Origin of the sequence: Roseibium sp. FZY0029 (assembly GCF_036350355.1) — a bacterium.
Taxonomy (GTDB): Bacteria; Pseudomonadota; Alphaproteobacteria; order Rhizobiales; family Stappiaceae; genus Roseibium.
In genome coordinates this window covers 266,560-291,275 of sequence record NZ_JAZDVZ010000006.1, presented here as the reverse complement: position 1 = coordinate 291,275, position 24,716 = coordinate 266,560, and the positions used below count along the sequence as shown (strand labels likewise).

23 protein-coding genes are annotated in these 24,716 nt (G+C 57.2%); 16 read left to right on the top strand and 7 right to left on the bottom strand.

Annotated features, from left to right (window positions below):
- Positions 1–96 precede the first annotated feature (96 nt).
- The 3 genes from V1T76_RS19110 to V1T76_RS19100 all read left to right on the top strand — a co-directional run bounded on the left by V1T76_RS19110 (position 97) and on the right by V1T76_RS19100 (position 3,026).
- Complete coding sequence (locus V1T76_RS19110; protein WP_330562230.1) at positions 97–1,020, top strand: LysR substrate-binding domain-containing protein; 924 nt, start codon at positions 97–99, stop codon at positions 1,018–1,020.
- Positions 1,021–1,289: 269 nt separating this feature from the next.
- Positions 1,290–2,198 (top strand): lipid kinase YegS, encoded by a 909-nt coding sequence (gene yegS, locus V1T76_RS19105; protein ID WP_330562229.1) that lies wholly within the window; start codon positions 1,290–1,292, stop codon positions 2,196–2,198.
- Between the two features lie 93 nt (positions 2,199–2,291).
- Positions 2,292–3,026, top strand: coding sequence for a hypothetical protein (locus V1T76_RS19100; RefSeq protein WP_330562228.1), 735 nt, complete (start codon positions 2,292–2,294; stop codon positions 3,024–3,026).
- 39 nt (positions 3,027–3,065) lie between these two features.
- Here the strand turns inward: V1T76_RS19100 and V1T76_RS19095 are convergent, their stop codons facing one another.
- Complete coding sequence (locus V1T76_RS19095; protein WP_330562226.1) at positions 3,066–3,809, bottom strand: hypothetical protein; 744 nt, start codon at positions 3,807–3,809, stop codon at positions 3,066–3,068.
- Between the two features lie 400 nt (positions 3,810–4,209).
- On the opposite strand from V1T76_RS19095, the gene gmd reads away from it, so the two are divergent.
- The 7 genes from gmd (at position 4,210) to V1T76_RS19060 (ending at position 11,133) form a co-directional block, all read left to right on the top strand.
- A complete protein-coding gene (gene gmd / locus V1T76_RS19090; RefSeq protein WP_330562225.1) occupies positions 4,210–5,292 on the top strand; it encodes a GDP-mannose 4,6-dehydratase in 1,083 nt (360 codons plus the stop codon).
- Between the two features lie 11 nt (positions 5,293–5,303).
- Positions 5,304–6,293: a GDP-L-fucose synthase family protein gene (locus V1T76_RS19085; RefSeq protein WP_330562223.1), complete on the top strand. Its 990-nt coding sequence runs from the start codon at positions 5,304–5,306 to the stop codon at positions 6,291–6,293.
- Positions 6,290–7,567, top strand: coding sequence for a hypothetical protein (locus V1T76_RS19080; RefSeq protein WP_330562222.1), 1,278 nt, complete (start codon positions 6,290–6,292; stop codon positions 7,565–7,567). Before V1T76_RS19085 ends, V1T76_RS19080 begins: the two co-directional genes overlap by 4 nt.
- A gap of 21 nt (positions 7,568–7,588) precedes the next feature.
- Positions 7,589–8,416, top strand: coding sequence for a hypothetical protein (locus V1T76_RS19075; protein ID WP_330562221.1), 828 nt, complete (start codon positions 7,589–7,591; stop codon positions 8,414–8,416).
- Between the two features lie 8 nt (positions 8,417–8,424).
- Positions 8,425–9,237, top strand: coding sequence for a class I SAM-dependent methyltransferase (locus tag V1T76_RS19070; RefSeq protein WP_330562220.1), 813 nt, complete (start codon positions 8,425–8,427; stop codon positions 9,235–9,237).
- A 568-nt stretch (positions 9,238–9,805) separates the two neighbouring features.
- On the top strand, positions 9,806–10,162 hold the full coding sequence (locus tag V1T76_RS19065; protein ID WP_330562219.1) for a hypothetical protein: 357 nt from the start codon (positions 9,806–9,808) through the stop codon (positions 10,160–10,162).
- A 122-nt stretch (positions 10,163–10,284) separates the two neighbouring features.
- Positions 10,285–11,133 carry an FkbM family methyltransferase gene (locus tag V1T76_RS19060; protein WP_330562218.1) on the top strand — a complete coding sequence of 283 codons (849 nt, stop codon included), beginning with the start codon at positions 10,285–10,287 and terminating at the stop codon, positions 11,131–11,133.
- 47 nt (positions 11,134–11,180) lie between these two features.
- Here V1T76_RS19060 and V1T76_RS19055 read toward each other — a convergent pair whose 3' ends face one another.
- From V1T76_RS19055 to V1T76_RS19045, 3 genes are read right to left on the bottom strand one after another with little or no spacing between them, the layout of a single operon-like run.
- Positions 11,181–11,999 (bottom strand): FkbM family methyltransferase, encoded by an 819-nt coding sequence (locus V1T76_RS19055; protein ID WP_330562217.1) that lies wholly within the window; start codon positions 11,997–11,999, stop codon positions 11,181–11,183.
- A 37-nt stretch (positions 12,000–12,036) separates the two neighbouring features.
- Entirely contained in the window at positions 12,037–13,098 is a 1,062-nt protein-coding gene (locus V1T76_RS19050; RefSeq protein WP_330562216.1) for a glycosyltransferase, read from the bottom strand.
- The gene (locus V1T76_RS19045) at positions 13,088–14,035 is read right to left on the bottom strand and encodes a glycosyltransferase family 2 protein (RefSeq protein ID WP_330562215.1); all 948 of its coding nucleotides are present in this window, start codon (positions 14,033–14,035) and stop codon (positions 13,088–13,090) included. The genes V1T76_RS19050 and V1T76_RS19045 overlap by 11 nt, the downstream gene beginning before the upstream one ends.
- Positions 14,036–14,219: 184 nt before the next feature.
- On the opposite strand from V1T76_RS19045, the gene V1T76_RS19040 reads away from it, so the two are divergent.
- The 6 genes from V1T76_RS19040 to V1T76_RS19015 all read left to right on the top strand — a co-directional run bounded on the left by V1T76_RS19040 (position 14,220) and on the right by V1T76_RS19015 (position 20,644).
- Positions 14,220–15,842, top strand: coding sequence for a long-chain fatty acid--CoA ligase (locus V1T76_RS19040; protein WP_330562214.1), 1,623 nt, complete (start codon positions 14,220–14,222; stop codon positions 15,840–15,842).
- Positions 15,839–16,657: an SDR family oxidoreductase gene (locus V1T76_RS19035; protein WP_330562213.1), complete on the top strand. Its 819-nt coding sequence runs from the start codon at positions 15,839–15,841 to the stop codon at positions 16,655–16,657. Before V1T76_RS19040 ends, V1T76_RS19035 begins: the two co-directional genes overlap by 4 nt.
- Positions 16,658–17,155 carry a MaoC family dehydratase gene (locus V1T76_RS19030; protein WP_330562212.1) on the top strand — a complete coding sequence of 166 codons (498 nt, stop codon included), beginning with the start codon at positions 16,658–16,660 and terminating at the stop codon, positions 17,153–17,155.
- The gene (locus V1T76_RS19025) at positions 17,149–18,135 is read left to right on the top strand and encodes an NAD(P)H-dependent flavin oxidoreductase (RefSeq protein WP_330562211.1); all 987 of its coding nucleotides are present in this window, start codon (positions 17,149–17,151) and stop codon (positions 18,133–18,135) included. Before V1T76_RS19030 ends, V1T76_RS19025 begins: the two co-directional genes overlap by 7 nt.
- A 9-nt stretch (positions 18,136–18,144) precedes the next feature.
- Complete coding sequence (locus tag V1T76_RS19020; RefSeq protein WP_330562210.1) at positions 18,145–19,380, top strand: acyl-CoA dehydrogenase family protein; 1,236 nt, start codon at positions 18,145–18,147, stop codon at positions 19,378–19,380.
- 235 nt (positions 19,381–19,615) lie between these two features.
- Complete coding sequence (locus V1T76_RS19015) at positions 19,616–20,644, top strand: phosphotransferase family protein (protein ID WP_330562209.1); 1,029 nt, start codon at positions 19,616–19,618, stop codon at positions 20,642–20,644.
- Between the two features lie 277 nt (positions 20,645–20,921).
- On the opposite strand, the gene V1T76_RS19010 is transcribed toward V1T76_RS19015, so the two are convergent.
- The 3 genes from V1T76_RS19010 to V1T76_RS19000 form a co-directional block, all read right to left on the bottom strand.
- On the bottom strand, positions 20,922–23,036 hold the full coding sequence (locus V1T76_RS19010) for a 3-hydroxyacyl-CoA dehydrogenase NAD-binding domain-containing protein (RefSeq protein ID WP_330562208.1): 2,115 nt from the start codon (positions 23,034–23,036) through the stop codon (positions 20,922–20,924).
- 99 nt (positions 23,037–23,135) lie between these two features.
- Positions 23,136–23,600 carry a tRNA (N6-threonylcarbamoyladenosine(37)-N6)-methyltransferase TrmO gene (gene tsaA / locus V1T76_RS19005; RefSeq protein WP_330562207.1) on the bottom strand — a complete coding sequence of 155 codons (465 nt, stop codon included), beginning with the start codon at positions 23,598–23,600 and terminating at the stop codon, positions 23,136–23,138.
- Between the two features lie 81 nt (positions 23,601–23,681).
- Positions 23,682–24,572 (bottom strand): helix-turn-helix transcriptional regulator, encoded by an 891-nt coding sequence (locus V1T76_RS19000; RefSeq protein ID WP_330562206.1) that lies wholly within the window; start codon positions 24,570–24,572, stop codon positions 23,682–23,684.
- Positions 24,573–24,716 lie beyond the last annotated feature (144 nt).

Below are 24,716 nucleotides of genomic sequence, written 5' to 3'. Positions count from 1 at the left end.
TTCTGTTTTCTCTAGTCTTGCCTCAAATCCGTTTGCGTAAAAGCGAAACCTCGTCCATCATTCATGACGAAATGGAATGAAGTTAGGGAATATGCCATGCGCCGCGCCTTCGTCCCGCCGGCGGACACGCTGATCGCGTTCGAATGTGCGGCCCGGCATTTGAGCTTCACCCGCGCCGCGGAGGAATTGCATCTGACACAAGGCGCGGTGTCCAAGCAGGTGCGGCAACTGGAAGACAGGCTGGGCGTCGAACTGTTCAGGAGGGTGCGCCAGCGCATAGTCCTGACCGACGCGGGCCGGATCTATCTGCACGACATCCGGGGTGCGCTGGAACAGATGACGGCAGCCACGCGGCAGGTGATGTCCTATGCCGGCAGCGCGGACGTTCTGAACCTTGCGGTGCTGCCCACCTTCGGCACCCGCTGGCTGGCGCCGCGGATCGCCGATTTCGGAAGGCGGTATCCGGACGCGGGCCTGAACCTGAGCGTTCGTCTGCAGCCCTTCGATTTCGACGAGGAACCTTTTGACGGCGCCATCCATCATGGCGATCCGGTCTGGGCGGGGGCGATCGCCGAGCATCTGTTCGATGAGGAAGTTGTCCCGGTTGCCTCACGCGTCTTCCGCGACCGGCACGAGATCCGCACACCTGCCGACCTGGTGCGCGTGCCGCGGCTGCAACTGGCAACTCGTCCGCTCGCCTGGCGGCAATGGTTCGACCTTGCCGGTGTTGAAACGGACGCAGCGTTTCAGGGCGCGCGGTTCGAGCAATTCGTCATGATCTCGGAAGCTGCGATCCATCACGCCGGGGCCGCGCTGATCCCGCGTTTCTTCGTCGAGGCGGAACTGGCCTCCGGGCGGCTGGTGCGGTTGTTCGACCTCTCCCTGTCGCAGCAGACGGCCTATTATTTCGTCTATCCGGAAGGCCGGACCATGCGGCCGGTTGTGTCGGCCTTTCGCAAATGGCTCATGGAGGAAGCGCGCAGCGCGCGCACAAGCCGCGAAACGATGTTGCCCGGCTGAAACGGGGCCAGGGCCGCGTTGGCTGTGCGCGCTTTTCGGCGGATCTGATTGTTCTGCTATCTGGAAAAATTGAAACACGCTCGCGCATGGGCCATCTTTCAGTGGAACGTTTGCACACGGTCGGCGTTTTTCAGAAGGCACACAACCCCGGCAGGCCTGCCACACATTCTAACTTTCAAAAACCGGTCCAGGGTTATGATCTGCTTTGGCGGCTGAATGGGGTGTCGGCCGCGCTGGTGGCCCGCAAAGGCGGGGACAAGGAGATTTCATTGGAAAAGCACCATCTGCGCCTGATCCTCAATGGCAAGTCAGCCGATCGGGAGGATGTCCGCGACGCTGTGGAAGCCGTGCGGGCCATGGGCCACAAGGTCTCTGTCCGGGTGACCTACGAGGCCGGCGACGTGGAAAGACTGGTTCACGATGCCCTGCGCGATCACGAGAACGACAAGATTGATACGCTTGTCAGCGGTGGTGGCGACGGCACCTTGAACGAGGTTCTGGACGCTGCCCTGCACGACTTGAAGGACGGAGAAAAGCCGCCGTTTTCCTTTGCCGTTCTACCCCTTGGCACGGCAAACGACTTTGCCCATCACATCGGGCTCGACCCGGCGGACGTCATCTCCTGCCTGAGGTTTGCCGCGCGCGCCTCTGCCAAGCCAACGGATATCGGCGAAGTCAACGGCTGCGTTTTCATCAACATGGCGACCGGAGGGTTCGGGACGCAGGTTACGGCGCAGACCGACCCCAACCTGAAACGGGTTCTGGGCGGTGCCGCCTATCTCTTCACCGGCCTGCAGCGGTTTTCGGAACTTTCCGCCTGCGAAGCGCGTATCGAGGCGGAAGATTTTTCATGGGAGGGCTCGTTTCTGGCCCTGGCCATCGGCAACGGTCGCCGCGCCGGGGGCGGCATTCGCCTGTGCCCGGATGCCGTCCTCGATGATGGTTATCTGGATCTGACCATCGTCCCCTTTCCACAGTCGGGCAAGGTCATCGACCTGTTGTCGGCCTTGCTGGACAGCGGTGTGGAAGACATCAATGGCGGCCCGATCCAGCGCAAGGTGCGCAACATGAAGATCGAGACCCAGCAGCCGGTGCAGTTCAACCTGGACGGCGAGCCGATGAATGGACAGTCCTGGCAGATTGGGATAAGGCACCACCAGATCGACCTCAGGCGCTGACGGTCACTGCACCGGCAGGATGAAACGACGTTTCGCCGTCAGCAGGGCCAGGTGCGGGAAGGCGCAGGGCACCGCTTTCAAGAGACGGACAGTATGGACGAATACCAGCTCAAGAATTTTCTCAAGTTCGCACCCGCCAGGCTGGGGCTGGTGCCAAAGAAGCATCTGCTTGTCCATATTCCCAAGAACGGCGGCATGTCGGTGCGCCATGCCAAGGCGCTTGAGGGCAAGCTTGTGCTCGCCAACCGGCGGCGCCTGAAAAGCAAAGCCTACGCCGACGCTTTGATGAGCTTCATGAAGGATCGCGGCCTTCATCCCGGCTACGAGCATGCCCGGCTGCGGGACATCGACCTCTCGGTGCGCGCCGGCACGGTGCCTTTTGCCGTTGTCCGCAACCCATGGGCACGGACGTTTTCAAGGTTCAAATTCTACCTGCAGACCAGCGGATCTCACGAGGCGGAATTCGATCTGACGGTGAAGGGTTTCGAGGAATTTCTGGAGACCCGCCACGAGTGGGGGCAGGTCGACTTCTTCTGGCACCGGGCCTCGCTCGGATGGTATCCGCAAACCGACTATGTTCTCGATGAAACGGGGCAAGTGGCGGTCAATATCCTGCGCCAGGAAAAACTGGGGCCGGAACTGGCAAGGTACCTCGGCACGGAAGACACGCTTGAACCGCGCAACATCTCCCGCAACGCCTTTGCGAACCAGAGAGAGTTCTACACAGACCGGAACATTGCGATCGTCGCCGACTGGTACAAAACAGAAATCGAGCTGTTCGGCTTTGATTTTGACACACCGGCAACGCGGAACGTCTTCTTCACCTGAGCTCAATGCCAAAAACCCTCGCGTGCCCGTGGCGACGCCTTACTCGGTCCGGCTCCACACGCTGTTCCCGTCGATAACGTCCTTGGTTATCCCAAGCGCATCGCGGTGTTCGCGGCCGATGTCGACAGCCACATATTCCCGCCGCGCACCAATGAACCTGTTTCTGAATTGCGCTGTATAGGCATTCAGCTCCGGATTCATGTAGTTGAGCTGTTTCTCCGGATCGAGTGTCTCATCCATCAGCTCCGCGCACCTGGTTGCAAAATCGCTGCGCAAAAAGGAAGGGCTGGTCCCGAAGATCGGCCGTTTCGTGTTGAGCCCCTTGCCAAGATCCATTCCGAGGAAGGTCCGGCGCCCGGGTTCAAAGTGATAGAAAGACCGGTACCCCCAGTTCTTCTCCCGCGTCATCAGACTGATCTGCCTCACGTTGCGTGTCATGGCCCGGCTGACTTCTTCCGGGCGGACATCGCGGCTCAGCACCCAGTCATCTTCCAGGTGAAAGCACCAGTCTGCCGCCGGCTGCCGCCAAAGCCATCGGATTGCTTTTGTAAAGTGTGGCTTGTGAGGCTTGCGCGTGACGACATTGGCAAAATGCTGTTTGCACAGCTCTTCGCAGGCATCAACCTCCCGAGGCCCGCCCTCAAAGGGATCGATGTTGACGTAAAGCGTGCCGATCTTGAAATGCCGGAACAACCGCTGCGAAAAACTCGCCAGCGTCTTCTCCAGAAGGCCCAGTCGGGCACCGGAAACAAGAAGAAGATCGATTGTCACAGTGTCTGTCATGAAACTCGTCTGCAAAGAAGGTCGGCGAGACTGCCGGTAATCTGCTTTTCTTGTCACCGTTTGGCTGCACCCAGAAGGTGAATGCCGTCCCGTCGCGGTTATGCCAAGCCGGCAGCGTGAAATCCAGTGATCATTGATCCGCACGCTGCTGTTTAGGCGCCCCTTTTTCTCTCACTCCTCCGCGTTTAAATTGCGCAGGATTCATGGGTCTCTTTCAATTGATTTTGGAACCGACTATAACGCCCGAAATCTTCGGCACGAACTGAGGTGCTGGTCAGACGTCCGCGGATGACCCACCGTTTGCCAGCACCGCCAAGACACCGCGCCGCAAACCAAAACGCAGATCCGCATTGCTTCCTGAAGAAGCTCTCACGGAAATGGATTGAGACAAAAGAGCCAGATGCAAAAAACAGCTCTCATCACCGGGATCACTGGCCAGGACGGCGCCTATCTCGCAGAACTCCTGCTTGAGAAAGGCTATACGGTTCACGGCATTAAGAGGCGGTCGTCGTCGTTCAACACGGGGCGGATCGACCATCTCTACCAGGATCCGCACGACCGTAATGTGAAGCTGCATCTGCACTATGGTGACATGACGGATGCCACCAACCTCATCCGCATCATGCAGGAAACGCAGCCGGACGAGGTCTATAACCTTGCCGCGCAGAGCCACGTTCAGGTGTCGTTCGAAACCCCGGAATATACGGGAAATGCGGACGCTCTCGGCACCCTGCGCCTGCTTGAGGCCATCCGCCTTCTCGGACTGACCGAAAAAACGCGTTTCTACCAGGCTTCCACCTCGGAGCTCTACGGCAAGGTGCAGGAAGTTCCGCAGTCGGAAACCACTCCCTTCTATCCACGAAGCCCCTATGCCGCGGCAAAGCTCTACGCTTACTGGATCGTCGTCAACTACCGCGAAGCCTACGGCATGCACGCCAGCAACGGCATCCTCTTCAACCACGAAAGTCCGATCCGCGGCGAAACCTTCGTGACCCGCAAGATCACCCGCGCCGCCGCTGCGATCAAACTGGGCCTTCAGGACAAGCTCTACCTCGGAAACCTGGACGCAGAACGCGACTGGGGACATGCAAAGGACTACGTCCGCGGCATGTGGCTGATGCTGCAGCAGGACAAGGCGGATGATTATGTTCTGGCGACGGGAGAAAAGCATTCGGTTCGCGAATTTGTCGAACTTGCCTTCGCCGAACTGGATATTGACATTCGCTGGGAAGGTAGCGGTGTAGACGAACAAGGTGTCGATACGAAAACCGGAAAGGCATTGGTTTCCATCGATCCACGCTACTTCCGGCCAACGGAAGTTGATCTGCTGCTCGGTAATCCGGAAAAAGCGAAAAACGCACTTGGCTGGGCACCCACTACGCCATTTCATGACATGATCAGGCAGATGGTTCGAGGCGATCTAAGGTCGGTGCCCGAGGACTTGAAAAACGAGTCTCAAGCATTTTCGATCAAAGCCGTTTGAGGACTGAAAGCATGCGTGGCACCGCAGAATCTGGACAAGCCTTGGCCACATCGTTTGACCTTTCAGGCAAACGTGTTTTCGTCGCAGGCCATACGGGCATGGTTGGCGGTGCCATCGTTCGGCGTTTGAAGTCCGAAGACTGTGAAATCGTGACGGTATCCAGTAAAGATCTCGACCTGCGCAGGCAGGCAGGCGTCGAAGAATGGATGTCGCAGATGCGCCCGGATGTGGTCTTTCTGGCAGCGGCAAGAGTTGGTGGTATCCTGGCAAACAGCACTAGGCCGGCTGAATTTCTGTTCGACAACTTGATGATTGAGGCCAACGTCATTCACTCGGCATATCAATGCTCAGTCGACAAGCTCATTTTTCTTGGGTCCACCTGTATCTATCCAAAGATGGCCCCGCAACCGATCCGGGAAGACAGCCTTCTCTCGGGACCACTCGAACCGACAAACCAATGGTATGCGCTGGCGAAGATCTCAGGCATCAAACTTTGTGAAGCCTATCGCTTTCAATATGGCTGCGATTTCATTTCAGCACAGCCAACAAATCTCTATGGGCCTGGCGACAACTATGATTTGCAATCGAGTCACGTGTTGCCTGCACTTTTGCGCAAAGCGCATGAAGCGAAAACAGCTGGCAAGAAATTTCTGGAAGTTTGGGGAGACGGCTCACCTTTGCGGGAATTCCTTCACGTAGATGACTTGGCAGACGCTGTTGTTTTTCTGGCAAAACACTACTCTGATCCAATGGCGATAAATGTCGGAACTGGCAAGGAAATCAGCATCAGGCAACTTGCAGAATTGATCTGTGACATTGTTGGTTTTGAGGGAGAACTATCATTTGATGCGAGCAAGCCCAACGGCACACCGCGAAAACTTACCGATACGACACGGTTAAACGAATTGGGTTGGAACAAGGTACGGTCGCTTGCCGAGGGCTTGCGAGAAACCTACCGGAAGGCGTTTGTTGAAGACAGTCGCGGTGTCCGGATGTCATGAGTGCCGACCAGCGTTCTCTTGAAGGCTCAAAACTTCTGATCGTTGAGCCGAAGCTCATAAAAAATCGCGGACATCACCATACACAGATTGCCGCGCTAAGGGCCTTGTTGCCTGACCATCAACTGCACTTTATCGCTGGTGAGGGCTACGATGGCTTTCTGGGAGAAGCTGCGGCCACTTTGACAGCTGCAGATCAGGTGAAGGCCAGGCTGTACTGGCGGTTCAGGCACGGTGGATATCGGCAAAAAGTCGACGCATTTTTCAGATGTGTATCTGACGGAGGCGTTGGCTCCTATCCAAAATCTCCTTTCGGCCACACAATCCTTGAGGTGTGTGAGCGACTTGAGTTTGACGCGCATGACACGTTGATCATTCCGTCCGCAAATCTGGACGCGCTGGAATCGATCATCGATTTTGTTTCACAACTCGAAAAAAATATACCGCAGATCAGCATGCGCCTTCTGGATCCGACGCTTGGCGAACACAAGGACAGCCGTCGGGCTCAGAGAATGAAAGTGGTTCGGGATGCGATCCGAAGACCTGAAAAAATTCGTCTGTTCAGCGAGACCCGTGAGCTCGCGGAATACATGTGGAAGCAGTTTGACCTGCCCGTCACCAGTGGCTTCTACCTGACATGCAGCGTCAGCCCGCTGGAGCCAACCCGCAAGGCTATCGGCCACTATGACACGTTTCGCGTTGGTCTCCTCGGCGCACCTAGGCCAGGCAAGGGTTATGAACGCGTAGGAGCCATCATCGAAGAACTGTCTTCTTTGATCGATAGCCGCAGTCTGGACCAACCGGTTGAAATTCTACTTCAGGGCACAGGCACGGATTATGGCGACGGAGGTGTTTATTCCTTTGCAAAACACTTCAAGTCAAAGGCTGACAAGCTTCGGGTCACTTGTTTTTCGGATAGTCTTGATCCCGAAGTCTTTGAAGAATTGTTCCTCTCGACGGACGTGATCCTTTTGCCATATGACACAGGCGTCTATGGGCTTCAGGGCTCAGGTCTTGTGCAGGATGCTGTTGCCGCGGAAAAGATCATCGTACATTCCAAAGGTATTGCGATGCAGGATTTTCTTACTCATGGAAATGCAATTCCGGTGGTTGGTAATCGCGAATTTTCGGAGGCAATTGTTAGCGCTTTCGAACAGAAGAACAGATTTCGGCGAGGATGCGGAGCTGCTAAAGAGTATTTCGGTCAAATTTTGAAGTCACACCCTTTTTTAGGTGAGACAGGGCTGCCAGATTTTCCAATCTCTATTGAAAACTAAAATGCAAAAGCAAGATTAGATATGTTGAATGGAGATATATGCATTGTCGGAACCGTGAGAAACGGTGGAGAAGGGTTCAAAAGAACTCTATCGAGACTACTGCGTCTGGATGCCAGCAGCGGCGTTTCTCAAGTCATAATTACAACAAACGACAATCAGGACGAAACTGATCAACTATTAGAAGAGGCGGCAAATCAATCTGATGTTTTCCAAATTGTTCGCCTGGATGGATTGGTAAATGCATACAAAAATAGAGTTGAAAGAATTGCCGTAGCTAGAAATTTTGCCTTGGAAAAAATTGTTCTATCAGAAAGCACCTCTGAGTATACCATTGTTATGGATTTGGATGGTGTGAATGATGAGTTTGATATTGTCAAAGTTCGTAAAATAATCGACAAATCATCACTTCATTGGGATGCCGTTACGGCAAATCAGGCAGAAGCTTACTATGATCTTTACGCTCTTAGGCACCCAACCTGGTGTCCTGATGATTGCTGGCGGGAATTGCGAAACGCTAAACGGCGACGTTTTTTTAAGAAGAAGAATATTCGACTTCTTAGAGACGAGTACATCCACAACAGGCAATTCAAGATACCTGAAGATCACTCTTGGATTGAAGTGGAGTCGGCCTTTGGTGGCTTGGCTATGTACAAAACCGCTTCCCTGAAAGGTTGCTGGTATTCACCACGAGACAGCCTTGGAAACCTGACGTGTGAACATGTTGTTTTGCATAAGCAAATGATTGAAAAGGGGGGGAAGATTTTCATAGCCCCGGATCTAATCAACAAGGCGCCAAGTGAACATCTAGGTCCAGCGAGTGGTAGGAAATTTGATCTTTCAAAAATATGAGAAAAGAAATGCAAAAAAAGTCCCCATTAACCGGTGTTGACTGTGAAAAACTATTTTCACATGAAGTTCTAGGAAAATATAATGCTAATTATTATTATGATGAAAGCATAGGTTATATTTTCATTGATCAACCATATTGGTTAGAGGAGGCCTATAGTTCCGCGATAACAATCACAGACACTGGCATCCTTGCTAGGAATAATGCTAACGTAACGCGTGTTTCGAATGCAATTTTGTTTAATTCTATTGATGTAAAGAAAGGGATAGATCTTGGCGGAGGTTATGGTCTCTTTGTACGCGGAATGAGAGACAAGGGCTTTAACTTCTTCTGGGAAGATAAATACGCTGAGAATCTCGTGGCTCGAGGCTTCGAAGCCGACGACGATATTCATGAGGTCGCAGTTGCGTTTGAAGTATTGGAGCACTTGGGAAACCCGCTTGAATTTCTTCAAGCCGCTAAGTTAAAGTACAATTTTCATACATGTTTCTTTACCGCAACCTGTTTTGATATGAATGGCTTACCGGATGAAAAATGGTGGTATTGGGTGTTTGAAACTGGCCAACATATCAGCTTTTTTTCAAAAACCGCTTTGGAGTATATGGCAAGTCAAATAGACATGAAGCTGACTCACTTCGGTGGTGAGTTCTTTGCTTTCTCAACACTTTCACTTGATACTAAACTCAAAAGAAAAAATTCTTGGTTCTCAAAATTTTTTCAAGGCAGTAATAAGTATAAAAGAGAGTTGGAATGCCCAAAATCGCTTACTAAATCAGATTTCGATATTATGAAAAAAAAGCTTCGAAAATGTAATAGTGTTTAGGAAGCGATCAAGATTTAAGTTTGTAGAAGGGCGCGGCAATCAAGAAAAGAATTTATTCATATGGGGAAGAGTTTACTTACTTTCGCAAGCTCCAATATGGTTAAATCGTCAAGGCGAATAGTCTTGCAGGCGACGGATTTGAGATATTTCGATAGTATTTTTAGCTGTAGCGAAAAGGACTTAGATAGTGGGTTTCGTGAGAAATTTCGACAAAAATTAAAGGCAAATGTTCGCGGGTTTGGCTATTGGTGTTGGAAGCCACAAATAATAATTCAAACCCTTAGTAGATTACCCGTAAATGATACTCTTCTTTACGTGGATGCGGGATGCCATTTGAATTCTCGCGGATTGTGGCGCTTAAATGAGTATTTTGCAATCGTTGAGACGTCAAAGACGGGAATACTAGCTTTTCAGGCACGCGAGCCCGAACCGCCATTTCCACACGACGGTCGATGGCTTCCAGACTTACGCGAAAGATATTGGACTAAGGGTGATGTGCTAGATTATTTTTTGCGTTAGAGATCGTCCAAATATAACCGACAGCCAATCATTTGGTGCCGGAATAATATTGTTTCGAAATTGTGATCCAGCCAAGTCATTTCTGGAAGAATGGAAATCTGTATTCGAGCAAGATTTTGGCAACATTGATGATACGCCTTCGAAATCTGAAAATCTTCCAGGTTTCAAGGGACACAGACATGATCAATCCATTTTTTCAGTGCTTGCAAAGCTTCGGGGGGTCAGCACGGTGTCGGCCTATGAATATTGGTACCCGCAGCCAAATACGAAGCAGCCCGATTGGGAGGTGTTGAAAGATTATCCGATACTTGCAAAAAGAGACAAGGAATATGGTTTTTCATCGAGAGCAAAAGAGAAGATAAAAAATAAATTGAAGAAGATTTTCCCTGTTCTTAAAAAATTCTGATGGATTACATGTGGCTTGTGGCGCAAGAGTATTGTTTCACATAGATGGAAAAACTATATTTTCGGATTGACTGATGCCTTTCAACCTTTAGAAGGTGAGCATCAAAGGCGGGAAGCGTAAAATTGAAGAATCCGTTTCGCAGATCAAAAACCGTGAAAAAACAAGGGCCGATCAGGTATCAGATCGGCAACATCAACATTACCTTGCCGCCCGGACACAGACTGCCCGCCTATCAAAGCAAACACAAAAACTACGATAGGTTTCTGCCTCACCTAGCCAGATATCTGGACGCGGGTGATGTTGTCATCGACGTAGGAGCAAATGTCGGTGATACACTAGCGTCTATACTGGATGGGAACCCACATCTTCACGTGTTATGTATTGAAGCAGATGATGAGTTTTTCTGTTACTTACAAAACAACTGGTTGTCTATAAAAAACGATATTCCTGAAGCCGTAGTTGAATTAGCGAAAGAACTCGTCGGTAAAACTGGAAGTTACGCTGAACTTTCCGGTGAGCACGGTACCAAACATGCGGTGATGGGCAATGGTGGTGAGCCGACTAAGCCCTTGTCTGAGATAGTGCACCAGTTCCCTGACTTGCCGGCGCCTCGTTTAATTAAGTCTGATGTTGATGGTTTTGACCATGATGTGATTTCGTCAGCTGGCAACTTGCTGGACGAGAAACCGCTCCTGTTTTTTGAATGTCATTTTCAAGAAGCCGATCAAATGCAAGACTATCTGCTTCTCTTGAAAAATTTATTTGAGCGAGGTTATGGATATATTACTATATTTGATAATTTTGGCGCCGTAGTTTGTTCAACAGATAATATTTGTACAGTCGAAGACATGTTTAGGTATGTCGACAGGCAAAATAAAGAGCAGGAAACGAGAACAATACACTACTATGATGCTCTTATTTATACCATTGAAGAAAAAGGGTGGATTAAAAAAATACTTCAAGAATATTAAACTTGAGAAATTTGCCTCGACTGTTAACTCATCGGGGACTGGTTCGCTCAGCTCCTCACAAACAAGGCCGTCAATCTCTTCGTCGAAATCCTCTCAAACCTGAACCCCCGCTCAATCAGAAAATGGCACACGGCTGGCAGTGTGGGTTCTTTGGCGAGGCCGCGTTCGGGGCCGCAGTCGACGCAGATATATTGGACGCGGTCCAGGATCCTGGCGGCGCCTTTGAGGATTTCGGGTTCTGCCCCTTCGCCTTCGATCTTCAATAGTTTGATCGAGCGGATGTCGTTTTCTTCGCAGTAGTCGTTAAGTGTGGTCGTTTCGACTTCGACAACCGAGCCGTAGCCGGAAAATTCGATAAGGGAGGAGTCGGCGGTGTCCGATTTCTCATAGAATTTGAGCGTCGTCTTTTCGTGCCAGAGGGCCAGTTGTTCGACAACGCCCTCCGGGTTGTTGAGCTTGCAGCAGGCGGCCTCGTTCCGGCCGGGCTCGAAGGCGATGTAGCGGACGGATTTGCCTTCAAGGCGTAATGCGAGGCCGATTTCGCCTATGTTCGCGCCGCAATCGATGACCACGTCACCGTCTGAAATCATTGCCGGGTCGATGAAATAGTCGTCCAGAAGGCCCTTGGTTCTCGGCTGAACACCATAACGGTAGAAGCCGACGCGCTCGCTGTGAAGAAAGGAGATCTCCTGGCCCTTATCGTCCCGAACGCGGAAGACCGGCTCATCTGAGACAACCTTGATGTTCCAGCGTTTCTTGCTCCGCAGCGCGTTCGAGAAGGTGACATACCAATTGAAAAGCTTTGCGAAGGTGTGCCGGTTCGGGTGACGGACGATGAAATTGTAGAGTCTTTTTTTCTTTTTCATGTTCGCGCCTGCGTGGGTTGCCTTGCGGTAATCGGTATCAGCTCTCGAAAAGCAGCGTGGAATAGGTCTTGCAAATGGCGACTTCGGAAAACTGGCCTTCCAGGCGGCGTTTGCCACCTTCAACCAATGCATTTTCCTGATCCGGCTTGCTGAGCAGCTGTTTGACCGACCCCACCAGCCCGTCGACATTCCCGCAGGGCGACAGCAGTCCGGTCTTGCCGTGGTCGATCAGCCAGCCTGGGCCGGGCGAGGCGGTTGCGACAACGGGCAGCCCGGCGGTCCAGCCTTCCAGGACGACGTTGCCGAGCGGTTCTTCGTCGGTCGGGCAAAGAAGGATATCGGCGGCCTTCAGGAAAGGCGAGGGGTCGCGTTGCCAGCCGAGGAAGTGGACGCGGTCTTGAACGCGTAGGTTTGCGGCCAATGCCTTCATGTCGGTCATCAGTTCGCCGTCGCCGATCAGCCAGGCATGAACGCTCTCCGGCAGGCCGGCGACCGTCTGAATGGCAAGGTCAAAGCGCTTGCGTTCGACAAAGCGGCCGAGGTGGATCAGCACCGTGGCATCTTCCGGGGTATTATAGTCCGCCCGGTTGACGGGCTTCAGATCCGCAGGCAGCGGGTCGACGAAGTTGCTGATGACGTGGGCGCGCTCCGCTGGCCAGCCCATTTCGATGGCCTGGCGGATGATCTCCGGCGTGTTGCCGATCAGGTCCTCAACGTTGCCATAGGTGTGAAAGCCGTCCGGCCAGTCGCCAAGGCGCAGGAAGGTGCGCATGTTCGGGCCGGGTTTCGGCATCCATTTGCTGGCCGGGCTCATCCAGCCCATGGTGGCACGCGCACCGAATGCCCTGATCTGGTGGGCAATGTTCCAGCGGATGACATGGCGTTTCAGGTGCGAGCGGCTGAAGGTCATCTCGCGCACATCGCAGTGTCTGGCAAGGTCGTCGCGCCAGGGCCGGTCCTTTCGGATGAAGGCGACCTGCTCCACGCCGCGCCGCGCAAGAGCACCTGCCAGGCGCACGAAGAACCTTTCCGCCCCGCCGTCGACACCAAGGTGGATATGGGCGAGTTTTTTCGGCAGCGTTTGCGTGTCAGTGACCATCGATCACATCGTAATAGTTATGCGCCCGGCCCAGAAGTCCGCGCAGGTTACCCGAGCCCTTCATGAGCCGGATCAGGCCATAATAGTAAAGCTTCTCTCCGCGCTTTTTTGCAAAGGGCTTCAGCACGAAGCCGACGACCGTCGCCAGAAGGCCGAAGAACATGCGCCGCAGACTTTTGGGAATGAAATGCAGCGCGGCCTTCAGCCGGCCTTCGCGCAGCACGATGTTGAAGGCGCCGGAGGTTGCCGCCATGTGCATGCGGCTCAGCAGGCGGCCGGTGGTGACACGCGAGGCCGGAATGTCCTCCTCGACAAAGGCATCATCCACCCAGATCATCTTGGCGCCGGCCGCATGGGTGCGGCGGAAGAAGTCGATGTCCTCGCTGCCGAAGGTCAGGCGCTCGTCGAACCGCAGGCCAAGGCCGTCCCGCGCGATGATGCGGCCGCTCAGCAGCACGTTGTTGGTCGGCGCTTCGGTGATGATCGAGCCGGTCGGCCGCGGCTTCAGGAGCTGCGATTTCCACCAGTGCGGGGCCGGCTTTTCATAGATCCGGCGCACGGGGCCGTTGGCGACTTCGGCTTTGAACTGCTTGCAGGCCGAAAGAAGTTTCTCGATCCAGTCCGGTTCGGCGCGCTCATCGTCGTCGATCAGCGCCACCCAGTCCGGGTCGTGTTCCAGCGCTGCTTCCAGGGCCGTGTTGCGGGCAAAGGGAATGCCCTTGCGCTTTTCGTGGTGGAAGAAAACCGGCAGGGACAGCCTTCCCTTCACGTCTTCAGCGGCGGCACCGGTGAAATGCAGCACGGGATCGTTTTCCACAACGACGATCGACATCTGCGTGTTTTCGGGCACGATCAGCTTGTCGAGGCTTTCCAGGCACGCCTGCAGCATTTTCGGCCGCTGCGCGGTGCAAACGGCAATGACCAGTTTCTGGGTCATGAAGGGGTCTCAACCATGTCACTTAGGTTGGGCAGGGTTTGGCGCATGTGCCTGCTGCTGTCAAAGGGTTTCCGGACATGTCATTTGAGGAAATTGACCTTTCCAGCACGTCTGCCGCACGCTAGGCTCCGCATACAACCCCTTGAGGGACCGTATGAAGCGGCCGTGTTCTGGGAGGAAACACATGAAGGGAATGATGATGCACCGTCCGCTGAAAATCGCGGACCTCATCACCTTTGCAGCGGATACTTATCCGGCCGGTGAGATCGTTTCCGTTCGGACGGAAGGCGATGTTTACCGCACAACCTACAAGGAAACCGCCGGCCGCATCGCCCGGCTGGGCCATGGCCTGAAGGCGCTCGGTGTCGGCGAGAGCGACCGCATTGCGACGCTGGCCTGGAATGGCTACCGCCATTTCGAGCTCTATTATGCAATTTCCGGCATCGGTGCCATCTGCCACACGATCAATCCGCGGCTTTCCGCGGAACAGATGATCTATATCGTCAATCACGCTCAGGACCGGCTGCTGTTCGTTGATCTCACCTTCGTACCGATCGTGGAAAAGCTTCGCCCGCATTTTCCGGCAGACCTTCGCGTGGTCGTCATGACGGACCGCGCGCATATGCCGGAAACGACGCTGGATGGCGCGCTCTGTTACGAGGAAATCCTTGACGGGCAGCCCGATGAAATGGACTGGCCGGATTTCGACGAGGATCAGGCCGCCGGGCTCTGTTACACCTCCGGCACGACAGGAAATCCCAAGGGCACGCTCTATTCCCACCGCTCCACGGTGCTGCATGCCTACGACATGTGCGTCACCATCCCCAAGGTCCTCAAGGAAGGCTCGCGCATTCTGCCCGTTGTGCCGCTGTTTCACGTCAACGCCTGGGGCCTGCCCTATGGCGCACCGCTTTCCGGCTCCAGTTTGATTTTCCCAGGCGGCGCGCTGGACGGCAAAAGCCTGTTCGACCTGATGGATAGAGAAAAGGTGTTCTCCGCCTGGGGCGTGCCGACCGTCTGGATCGGCCTCATGAATGAGATCCGCCAGCGCGGCCGCATTCCCGAAGGCTTCGGCGATATCGTTGTGGGCGGCTCGGCGGCCTCGCGCTCGCTGATCGAGGGGTTCGAGAAGCAGGGCGTCAATGTCTGCCATGCCTGGGGCATGACGGAAATGAGCCCGCTCGGCACCCAGTGCAACCTGCCTCCGTCGATGGCGGATCTGCCCTTCGACAAGCGCATCGACAGGAAGCAGAGCCAGGGGCGGCGGATCTTTGGCGTCGAGATGAAGATTGTCGATGATGCCGGCAACCGCCTGCCGCATGACGGCAAGACACCGGGCCATCTCTATGTGCGCGGCAACACGATCACCTCCGGCTATTACGAGGATCCGGAAGCCTCGAAACAGGTGTTCGACAAGGAAGGCTGGTTCTGCACCGGCGACATTGCCGCCATCAGCCCGGACGGATTTCTGACGATCACGGACAGGTCCAAGGACCTCATCAAGTCGGGCGGCGAATGGATCAGCTCGCTCGATCTGGAAAACATCGTCATGTCGCACCCGGGTGTTGCGAATTGTGCCGTGATCGCCGTGCCGGACGCCAAGTGGGACGAGCGCCCGCTGTTGATCGTGCAGGCCCGCGACGATGCCCAGCCGCAGAAGGAGGAGATCCTCGGGCTGCTGTCGGAACGGGTCGCCAAATGGCAGGTGCCGGACGATGTCGTCTATGTAGACGAATTGCCGATGACCGCGACCGGCAAGGTCTCCAAGCTCACACTGAGAAAGAACTTCGCGGAAGGTGGCGCATGACGCCGGATATTCTGTTTGATCTGACCGGAAAGACAGCGCTGGTCACGGGCGGTGCCACAGGTATTGGCAGGATGGCAGCCCAGGGCTTGATGGCCGTGGGCGCGCGCGTCCTGATCGCCAGCCGCAAGGAAGCCGCTTGCCACGCGGCAGCGGATGAGCTGAACGCGCTCGGCTATTCCGGCAAGGCGGAAGGCTTTGCCGGGGACGTTGCGACCGAAGAAGGCATTGCGGCTCTGGCAGCCGAGATCGGCCGTCGCACGGACAAGCTGGACATCCTGATGAACAATGCCGGCACAAGCTGGGGCCAGCCGCTTGGCGACTTTCCCTATCACGCGTGGGAGCGGGTGATGCGGGTGAATGTCACCGGGTTGTTTCAACTGACGCAAAGCCTGTTGCCCCTGCTGGAAGCCGCCGCCAGTGACGATGATCCGGCGCGTGTCGTCAACGTCGGCTCGGTGATGGGAGAAACCGCCCATGGCGACCGGGCCTACAGCTATGCGGCCTCCAAGGCCGCCGTCCACCACCTGACGCGGATTCTTGCCAAGGAACTTGCCGACCGGCGCATCACCGTCAATGCGCTGGCACCGGGGCCTTTTGTCAGCAACATGACGGCCTTTGCGACGGCCGACGAGGATGTGCGCTCCCGTGTCGGGGCGCAGGTGCCGCTTGGCCGGGTCGGTCGTCCGGAGGATATAGCGGCCGCCTTGCAATATCTGTGCGGGCGCGGTGGGTCTTATGTCACCGGCGCCATCCTGCCGATCAGCGGCGGCATCAACGTGGAAACAGGGCCGGACCTCTTCCAGGAGGCCTATTGAGTGAGCATTGAAACCTTGCAGCGCCCCCTTGCCGCCAGCGAGTTGGAAACGCTTGTCGGAACGGAAGTCGGCGTCTCCTCCTGGCACCTTATCGACCAGGCCCGGATAGACGCTTTTGCCGAGGTAACGCAGGACCACCAGTTCATCCATGTTGACCCTGAAAGGGCGGCGGAAACACCTTTTGGTGGCACGATTGCGCACGGCTTTCTGACACTGTCGCTTCTTTCCGCGATGGCTGCCGAAGCCCAGCCGAAGATCGAAGGCGCCACGATGGGCATCAACTACGGCTTCGAGAAAGTGCGGTTTCTGGCCCCGGTCAAAGTTGGCAGCCGGCTGCGCGGGCGGTTTGTCCTGGCGCGTCTGACGAGGCCGAAGCCGCAGGAGGTCGATATCGTCTGGCAGTCGACGGTGGAGATCGAGGGAGGCAAGCGGCCGGCGCTGGTCGCGGAATGGCTGAACCGGTTCTATCTGGAAGGTGAGGTGGACACATCATGCTGAACGCAAGATCCCTTCCCAAGGTGCTGCAGAACCTGAGGCTTCCCGCCGTTGCGGCCCCGCTCTTCATCGTCTCCTGTCCGGAGCTGGTGATCGCCCAGTGCAAGGCCGGAATTGTCGGCAGTTTTCCGGCGCTCAATGCAAGGGATGAACCCGGTGGCCCGGTCATGCTGGAGGCCTGGCTGAAGGAGATCACCGAAGCACTTGACCGGCACAACCAGGAAAACCCGGATCGCCCGGCGGCCCCTTTTGCGGTCAACCAGATCGTCCACCGGTCCAATGAGCGGCTGGAACGGGATGTCGAGATCTGCACGCGGTGGAAGGTGCCGATCTGGATCACCTCCATGGGTGCGCGGGTCGAGGTGAACGAGGCGGCTCATTCCTGCGGCGGTATCGCCCTGCATGATGTCATCAACAACACCTACGCCAGGAAGGCTGTCGAAAAAGGGGCGGACGGGCTGATTGCGGTGGCCGCAGGGGCGGGTGGTCACGGCGGGCCGCAGTCGCCGTTTGCGCTGGTGCGTGAGATCCGGGAATGGTTCGACGGCCCGCTGCTTCTGGGCGGCGCCATCTCCACCGGCGAAGCCCTGTTGGCGGCCGGGGTTCTGGGCGCTGATCTCGGCTACGTCGGCTCGCCCTTCGTTGCGACGGAGGAAGCCAATGCGGATCGGACCTACAAGGACATGATGGTCGCAGGCGGGGCCGAGGATGTGCTGACCTCGTCGCTCTTCACCGGACATCCGGCCAACTATCTGAAAGGCTCCATTCGCAAGGTCGGTCTTGATCCCGATCACCTGCCGGACGAGTGGGACGTCAGCGTCATGCCGGATGACAGCCCGAAACCGAAAGCCTGGCGGGAAATCTGGGGCGCTGGCCAGGGCATCGGGGCGATCAAGTCCGTCGGGCCGGCCGCTGCCGTGGTCGAGCGCCTGGAAACCGAATACCGCGCTGCCATCAAGCGGCTGCGCGCCGATATCTGCTAGGGGGAAGTGATGGATCTTGGAATGACCGACCGGGTGCGGCCGCTGATCGAGCAGGTGCGCCAGATGGTGGAAACCGAAATCGCGCCCCTCGACCGGGAATATCACGAGGACGTCGGACGCCACCCGTCCGGCGACCGCTTCCGGATGACGGACCGCCAGCTAGAAATCCTGAACAGCCTCAAGGCCAAGGCCAAGGAACGCGGGCTCTGGAATTTCTGGCTGACGGACAGCGAAAAGGGCTTCGGTCTGACGACCGTGGAATATGCCTATCTGGCCGAAGAAATGGGCAAGGTTGGTATTGCCGCGGAAGTCTTCAACTGCAACGCCCCTGACACTGGCAACATGGAAGTGCTGGAGCGCTACGGCACCGAGGTCCATAAGGAAAAATGGCTGAAGCCACTGCTTCAGGGCGATATCCGGTCCGCCTACCTGATGACGGAGCCCGATGTTGCCTCCTCGGATGCCACCAACATCGCGCTGACAGCTGTGCGTGATGGCGAGGGCTGGGTGCTGAACGGTGACAAATGGTGGGCAACGGGGGCCGGCGATCCGCGCTGTGCGCTTTACATCGTCATGGCCGCAACCGACCCGGAAGCTCACAAGCACAGCCGCCATTCCATGTTCCTGGTTCCGGCGGACGCCGAAGGTATCGAGGTGCTGCGGCCGATGCATGTGTTCGGCGCCGACGATGCGCCGCACGGCCACATGCACATCCGCTTCACCAACGTGCGCGTGCCGCAGGAAGACCTGGTGTTGGGCGAAGGGCGGGGTTTCGAGGTTGCTCAGGGCCGCCTCGGCCCGGGCCGTATCCACCATTGCATGCGCGCCATCGGGCAAGCGGAAAAGGCACTGGAACTCATGTGCAAACGGGCCATGGGGCGCGAGGCGTTCGGCAAGAAGCTGATGGATCTTGGCGCCAATTACGACATCATCGCCAATGCGCGCATGGAAATCGAAATGGCCCGTCTGCTCTGTCTCAAGGCGGCCTGGGTGATGGATACACAAGGCACCCGCGCCGCGCAGCCATGGATCAGCCAGATCAAGGTGGTCGCGCCGCTCACGGCCCTGAAGGTGGTCGATGAAGCCATGCAGCTGCACGGTGCCGCCGGCATCAGCCAGGACTTCCCGCTCGCCGCCATGTGGACACACTTGCGCACCCTCAGGTTTGCCGACGGCCCCGACGCTGTCCACCGCCGCCAGGTCGCACGCACGGAGCTTCGGAAGTATTCCAACGGGAAGCTGTGAGGATGGTCTTTTTCCGGCTTCCAACAGAGAGCAACTGCCACGACTCGTTGCCTCCCCACCTCCTCATCCTGAGGAGCCGTCCTTGCGGCGTCTCGAAGGATGGGCCCCTTGCTCCAGTGTTTGCCGCCCATCCTTCGAGACAGAGCTGCGCGCTTCCTCAGGATGAGGGGAGAGCAAGTGGCGCGTCAGGTTTAAAGACTGGGGAAAGCCAGGTCACCGCTGAGGCATGCCCCTCATGACCCCAAACACGGATTTCGACCTCACGGCCCTGAGCAAGTGGCTGGAAGGGACCCTTCCCGGGTTCAAGGGACCGCTGACAGCCGAAAAGTTCAACCGGGGTCAATCCAACCCCACATTTCGCCTGAGTGCCGCCTCTGGCGAATACGTCCTCCGCCGCAAGCCTCCCGGGGTGTTGCTGAAGTCCGCACATGCCGTTGAGCGCGAGTTTCGGGTGCAGAAGGCGCTGGCCGGGTCGAAGGTGCCGGTCGCGCGCATGCATGTCCTGTGCGAGGACGAGGGCGTAATCGGGTCGGCGTTCTACGTCATGGATCTCGTCATGGGCCGCAATTTCGATGATCCGCGTTTGCCGGATCTTGATCCGCAAACACGACGTGGCATTTATGCCGAGATGAACCGCGTTCTGGCCGCCATCCATGGCATCGACCTTGAAGCCAGAAACCTCGCCGACTTCGGCCCCACCGGAAATTACTATCGCCGCCAGATCGACCGCTGGACCAAGCAGTACCGGGCAAGCGAAACCGGCCCCATTCCCGCAATGGACGAGCTCATTGCCTGGCTCGACGCCAATGTGCCCGAAGACGACGGCCGGCGGACGCTGGTGCATGGCGACTATCGTATCGACAACATGCTGTTTGCGGAAGACGGTGCGGCCTGTGTCGCCGTGCTGGATTGGGAGCTGTCGACCATCGGCCATCCCTTTGCGGATCTGGCTGCCCTGATCATGCAGTGGCAGCGCCCGCCCGGCACGGAAGGCAGAGGTCTGGCCGGTGTCGACCGGAAGCTGCTCGGCATTCCGCAAGACCAGGAATTCATCGACGCTTACTGCGCTCGTATGGGGCTGACAGGCATTCCGGAGTTCGGTTTCTACCTGGCCTTCGCCTTCTTCCGCATGGGAGCGATCCTGCAGGGCGTCAAGAAACGCGCCCTCGACGGCAATGCCTCCAATCCGGAACTCGGCCTGAAGCTGGGCGCAAGCGTACCGGACTATGCCGCTGGCGGCCTGAAGGCGGCGCAGGAAGGTTAGACACCTTCCAGCAAGCCGCAAAGCCCGTTCGGGGTCACCATACCCCTGATGTCACCCCGGCCGACCGAAGGGAGAGCCGGGGCCCATTCATTTGCAGAGAGGCCATGAGAAGGGTTCGGAAGAAGCCGCACCGTCGCTGGCCTCTTGCCGACATTTTGGCAAGACGCGAGGCAAGTGAGTCCCGGATCTGCGCTTGTGCTCTGTCCGGGGACATCTTGCGTGATTGCGTATGCTTTTCCTCATCGACACCGCGCAGTGCCTTGGACTTTGCCCTCGATCACCCTTTGGCGTTCATCTCCGCAAAGGTTCCGCCAGTTTCAGCGATCTGCCGCAGGAGAGCCGGGACTTTCCAGTAGTAGGCGTCTTCCTTGGCATAGTCTTCGATGCGGCGAACCAGTTCACCCGCGCCGATGACATCTGCTGTGTGCAGCGGGCCACCGCGGAAGCGGGGGAAGCCGTAGCCGTTGAGGAAGACGGCGTCGATGTCGATGGGGCGAAGGGCAATGCCTTCTTCCAGAACGCGCACGGCTTCGGAAATCATCGCGGTCATGAACCGGCTGACGATTTCGTCTTCGGTGAAGCTGCGCGGTGTGACACCGGCCTTTTCCCGTTCCGCATCGATGATCGCAAGTGCTTCCGGGTTCGGTCGCGAGCCCTGGTCGTCATAGATGTAGAAGCCCTGGCCGGTCTTGCGCCCGAACCAGCCGTTCTCGCAAAGACGGTCGGCAATCGGAATATAGCGTTCCTCGGCCGGGCGGGTGGCGGCGCGGCGCTTGTTGGCGGCCCAGCTGATGTCGAGCCCGGCAAGGTCCGCTACCTGGTAAGGCCCCATGGCAAAGCCGAAGCCGCGCATGGCCGTATCGATCTGCTCCGGCGAGGCGCCATCCATCATCATGTAATCGGCAGCCTTCTTGTAGAAGGTCATGATGCGGTTGCCGATGAAGCCGTCGCAAACGCCCGAGCGCACGGCGATCTTCTTCAGTTTCCTGGCCAGCGCGAAGCCGGTCGCAACCACATCGGCGCCGGTCTTGTCGGCAACCACCACTTCCAGAAGCCGCATGACATGGGCGGGCGAGAAGAAGTGCAGGCCGATGACATCCTGCGGACGCTCGGTTGTCGCCGCGATCTCGTTGATGTCGAGATAGGACGTGTTGGAGGCAAGCACGGTGCCCGGTTTGCAGACCTTGTCCAGCGTCTGGAAGATCTCGCGCTTGACGGCCATGTCCTCAAACACCGCCTCTATGACGAGATCGGCCTCGGCGAGCGCGGCGAGATCCGTCGAGGTCTTGAGTTTGGCGGCCAGAATGTCGTCGCGGGCTTCTGCGGAAAGCTTCCCGCGTTTGACGGCGCCTTCCAGGTTCTTGGTGATCGTTGCGACACCGCGGTCAAGGCCGTCCTGATCGCGTTCGGTCAGGGTCACCGGCAGGCCGGCCAGCAGGATAGCGGTCGCGATGCCGGACCCCATGGTGCCGCCGCCGATGACGCCAACGGCGTTGATCTCGCGGGCGGTTGCGGTGGCTTCCGGTATCTTGGTGACGGCACGCTCGGAAAAGAAGGCATGGATCAGACCTGCGCGTTGCGGGCTTGCCATGCATTCCTCGTAAAGCCGGCGCTCTTCGGTCATGCCCTCGCGGATAGGCAGATGACAGGCTTCGACGGCGTCGACGCATTTGTGCGGCGAGAACAGCAGCGGCTGGCTTTTGGCAAGCTTGGCGCGCATCGCCTCGATGGCGGCCGGGTCCGGTTCGGCGGTCAATTCGCCCGTCTTGCGGTTGGGCAGGTCACCGGCCAGCAGATCCTTGGCCGAAGACAGCGCGATGTCGCGCGGATCGCCCTCCACGATCCGGTCGATCAACCCGTTGGCCAGGGCCTCGTCGGCACCCATCGGCTTGCCGCTGGTGATCATGTCGAGGGCCACCGCAATACCCGCAAGCCGGGGCGCGCGCTGGGTGCCGCCGGCACCTGGCAGAATGCCGAGCGTGACTTCCGGAAGACCCACCTTCGAGCCCTTCAGCGCGACACGCGCATGGCACGACATGGCAACTTCCAGACCACCGCCAAGCGTGGTGCCATGCAGGACACAGACAATGGGTTTCGACGCGGTTTCGATGAAATTGCAAAGTTCCGGCAGCCATGGATCGAGCGGCGGCTTGCCGAACTCGCGGATGTCGGCCCCGGCAATGAAGGTTCGGCCCTTGGCATAAAGCGCGATCACCTCGACGCCATCCGTCTGCTGCAGCGTATCCACGGCCTGCCACAGTCCGGAGCGGATGGCATGGGAGGCGGCGTTGACCGGCGGGTTGTCGAGGGCGATGAGGCCGACAGAGCCGTTGATCTCGATTGAGACGACGTCGTTGATACCGGTTTCGCCGGCAAGCGGTTCCGTAGGCATGAAGATCTCCCTTGGCGCCAGGCAGGCGCGAAATTTTGGGCTGGATTGTCAGGTCCGGGCAGAGCTTGTCAAGGTGACCGAAGAGGGCAAGTGACGCGTTCAGTCCTTCGGCGGTGCTTTCGGGGTGAAGGCGCAGCGATCAGGCTTCAGGTCGATAAGCGGGGTGCCGTCGAGGCAGTCAAGTCCGCGCACGATCAGGGTTGGGCCGTCGACCGAGACCAGTTTTGCCAGAACGGTGCCAATCGGGTTTGGCCGGACAGGCGAGCGCAGGGCGAAGGTGCCGAAAATGTTTTCGCTATGAGCCGGGTTCTGGACCACCAGGTCCCTCCTGGCCTTGTCGAGCCAGTAGAGCACTTCCACACTCTCGTAGGCCTCGATGCCCTGCAATGCCGGCACCCAGGGGTCGAAGATCTCGATCCGGCATTCAGGGCCGTCCACGCTGCCCTGACGCGGGCAGTCCTTGCGCTCCTTGAAGGGTGTGTGGATCCTGCCGATGAAAAAGAGCCTGGCATCGTCCGGCTCCGGTATCGAAACCGAAATTTCATGCGGGCGGATATCGCTCATCGTGTCTTTCCTGAATAAGGGCCCAAAGACTGCCTGAATGAGAACCTGAATGCGCTCCGGAAACCTACGAGACGGTGCTCATCAGGCGGATAACCAGCGGACGTCGCCGTGACATTCGAGGTCGTAACCGCCGAGTGCTGCTGCCTTTTCCTGAAACTCCGGTGTTCGTGCGAACGCGAACAGCGTTTGAACAGGCGGGGTGAAATAGGAGCGGCGATCGATCAGAAGGTCGAAGCTTTCCTCGGCAAGCGGCACAAACGCCAGTTTGAAAGGCTTTGCGGCAGTTTCAATGCCGAGAGCAGCTTCCGCCTCACCGGCGGCGACTGCCGATGCGGCATCGTTTTCCGTGTGGGCGGTGGATGGTCCGATCGTCAGGTCGGCTTCGCTCAGGCCGGCCTCGGCAAGCAGCCTGGAAAACAGCAGCGCCGTGCCTGTGCCCGGTTGCCGCATGGCAACCCGTTTGCCTTTGAGGTCGGCGATGGAGCGAATGGCCGAGGCTGCCTCCTGTGAAACCAGAAGGCCGCGTTTGCGGGTCGCCCAGCCGACCAGAACAGCCTCCTTCAGGTTGAGGTGGTCGACAGACCTGACATTCCAGCCGTCTTCTTCCGGCAGATGCAACCCGGCAAGGGCTGCGTCCCCGGCGGCAAAGCGGCTCAAGCCGTCCGCGCTGCCGTTGCACAGCATGGCCAGTCCGCAGCCGGAGGCATGAACTGCCCAGTCCAGCAAGGGATCGTGGGAACCGGCGAGAACGGCGGGACGTTCAGCGCCGGTGGCCGCAGCCGGGCCCTCGATCCAGGAACGGAGTTCGGCTGCGGGAAAAAGCAGCTTTCCCGTGATTCGCCGATGCGGAATCTCGTTGGCGGCGGCAAGGTCGTAAACCTTGCGCTCCTTGACCCTCAAAAGGTCGGCCACTTCCTTGGTGGTCAGAAACTGAAGTTGCTGAGTGCCGGTGTCTTGCAAAGCGTCGCCCATGGTTGATCGACAGGACTTTACGGAGGACCTTCCGGAGAGACAAGACTGTCCGGACAGTCTTCACCTTGTTGGTTTGACGGATAAGCGAAACCGTACCGCCCGGTCCGGTTTTTTCTGACCTGAATTTTCAAAAAGAAGAATAAA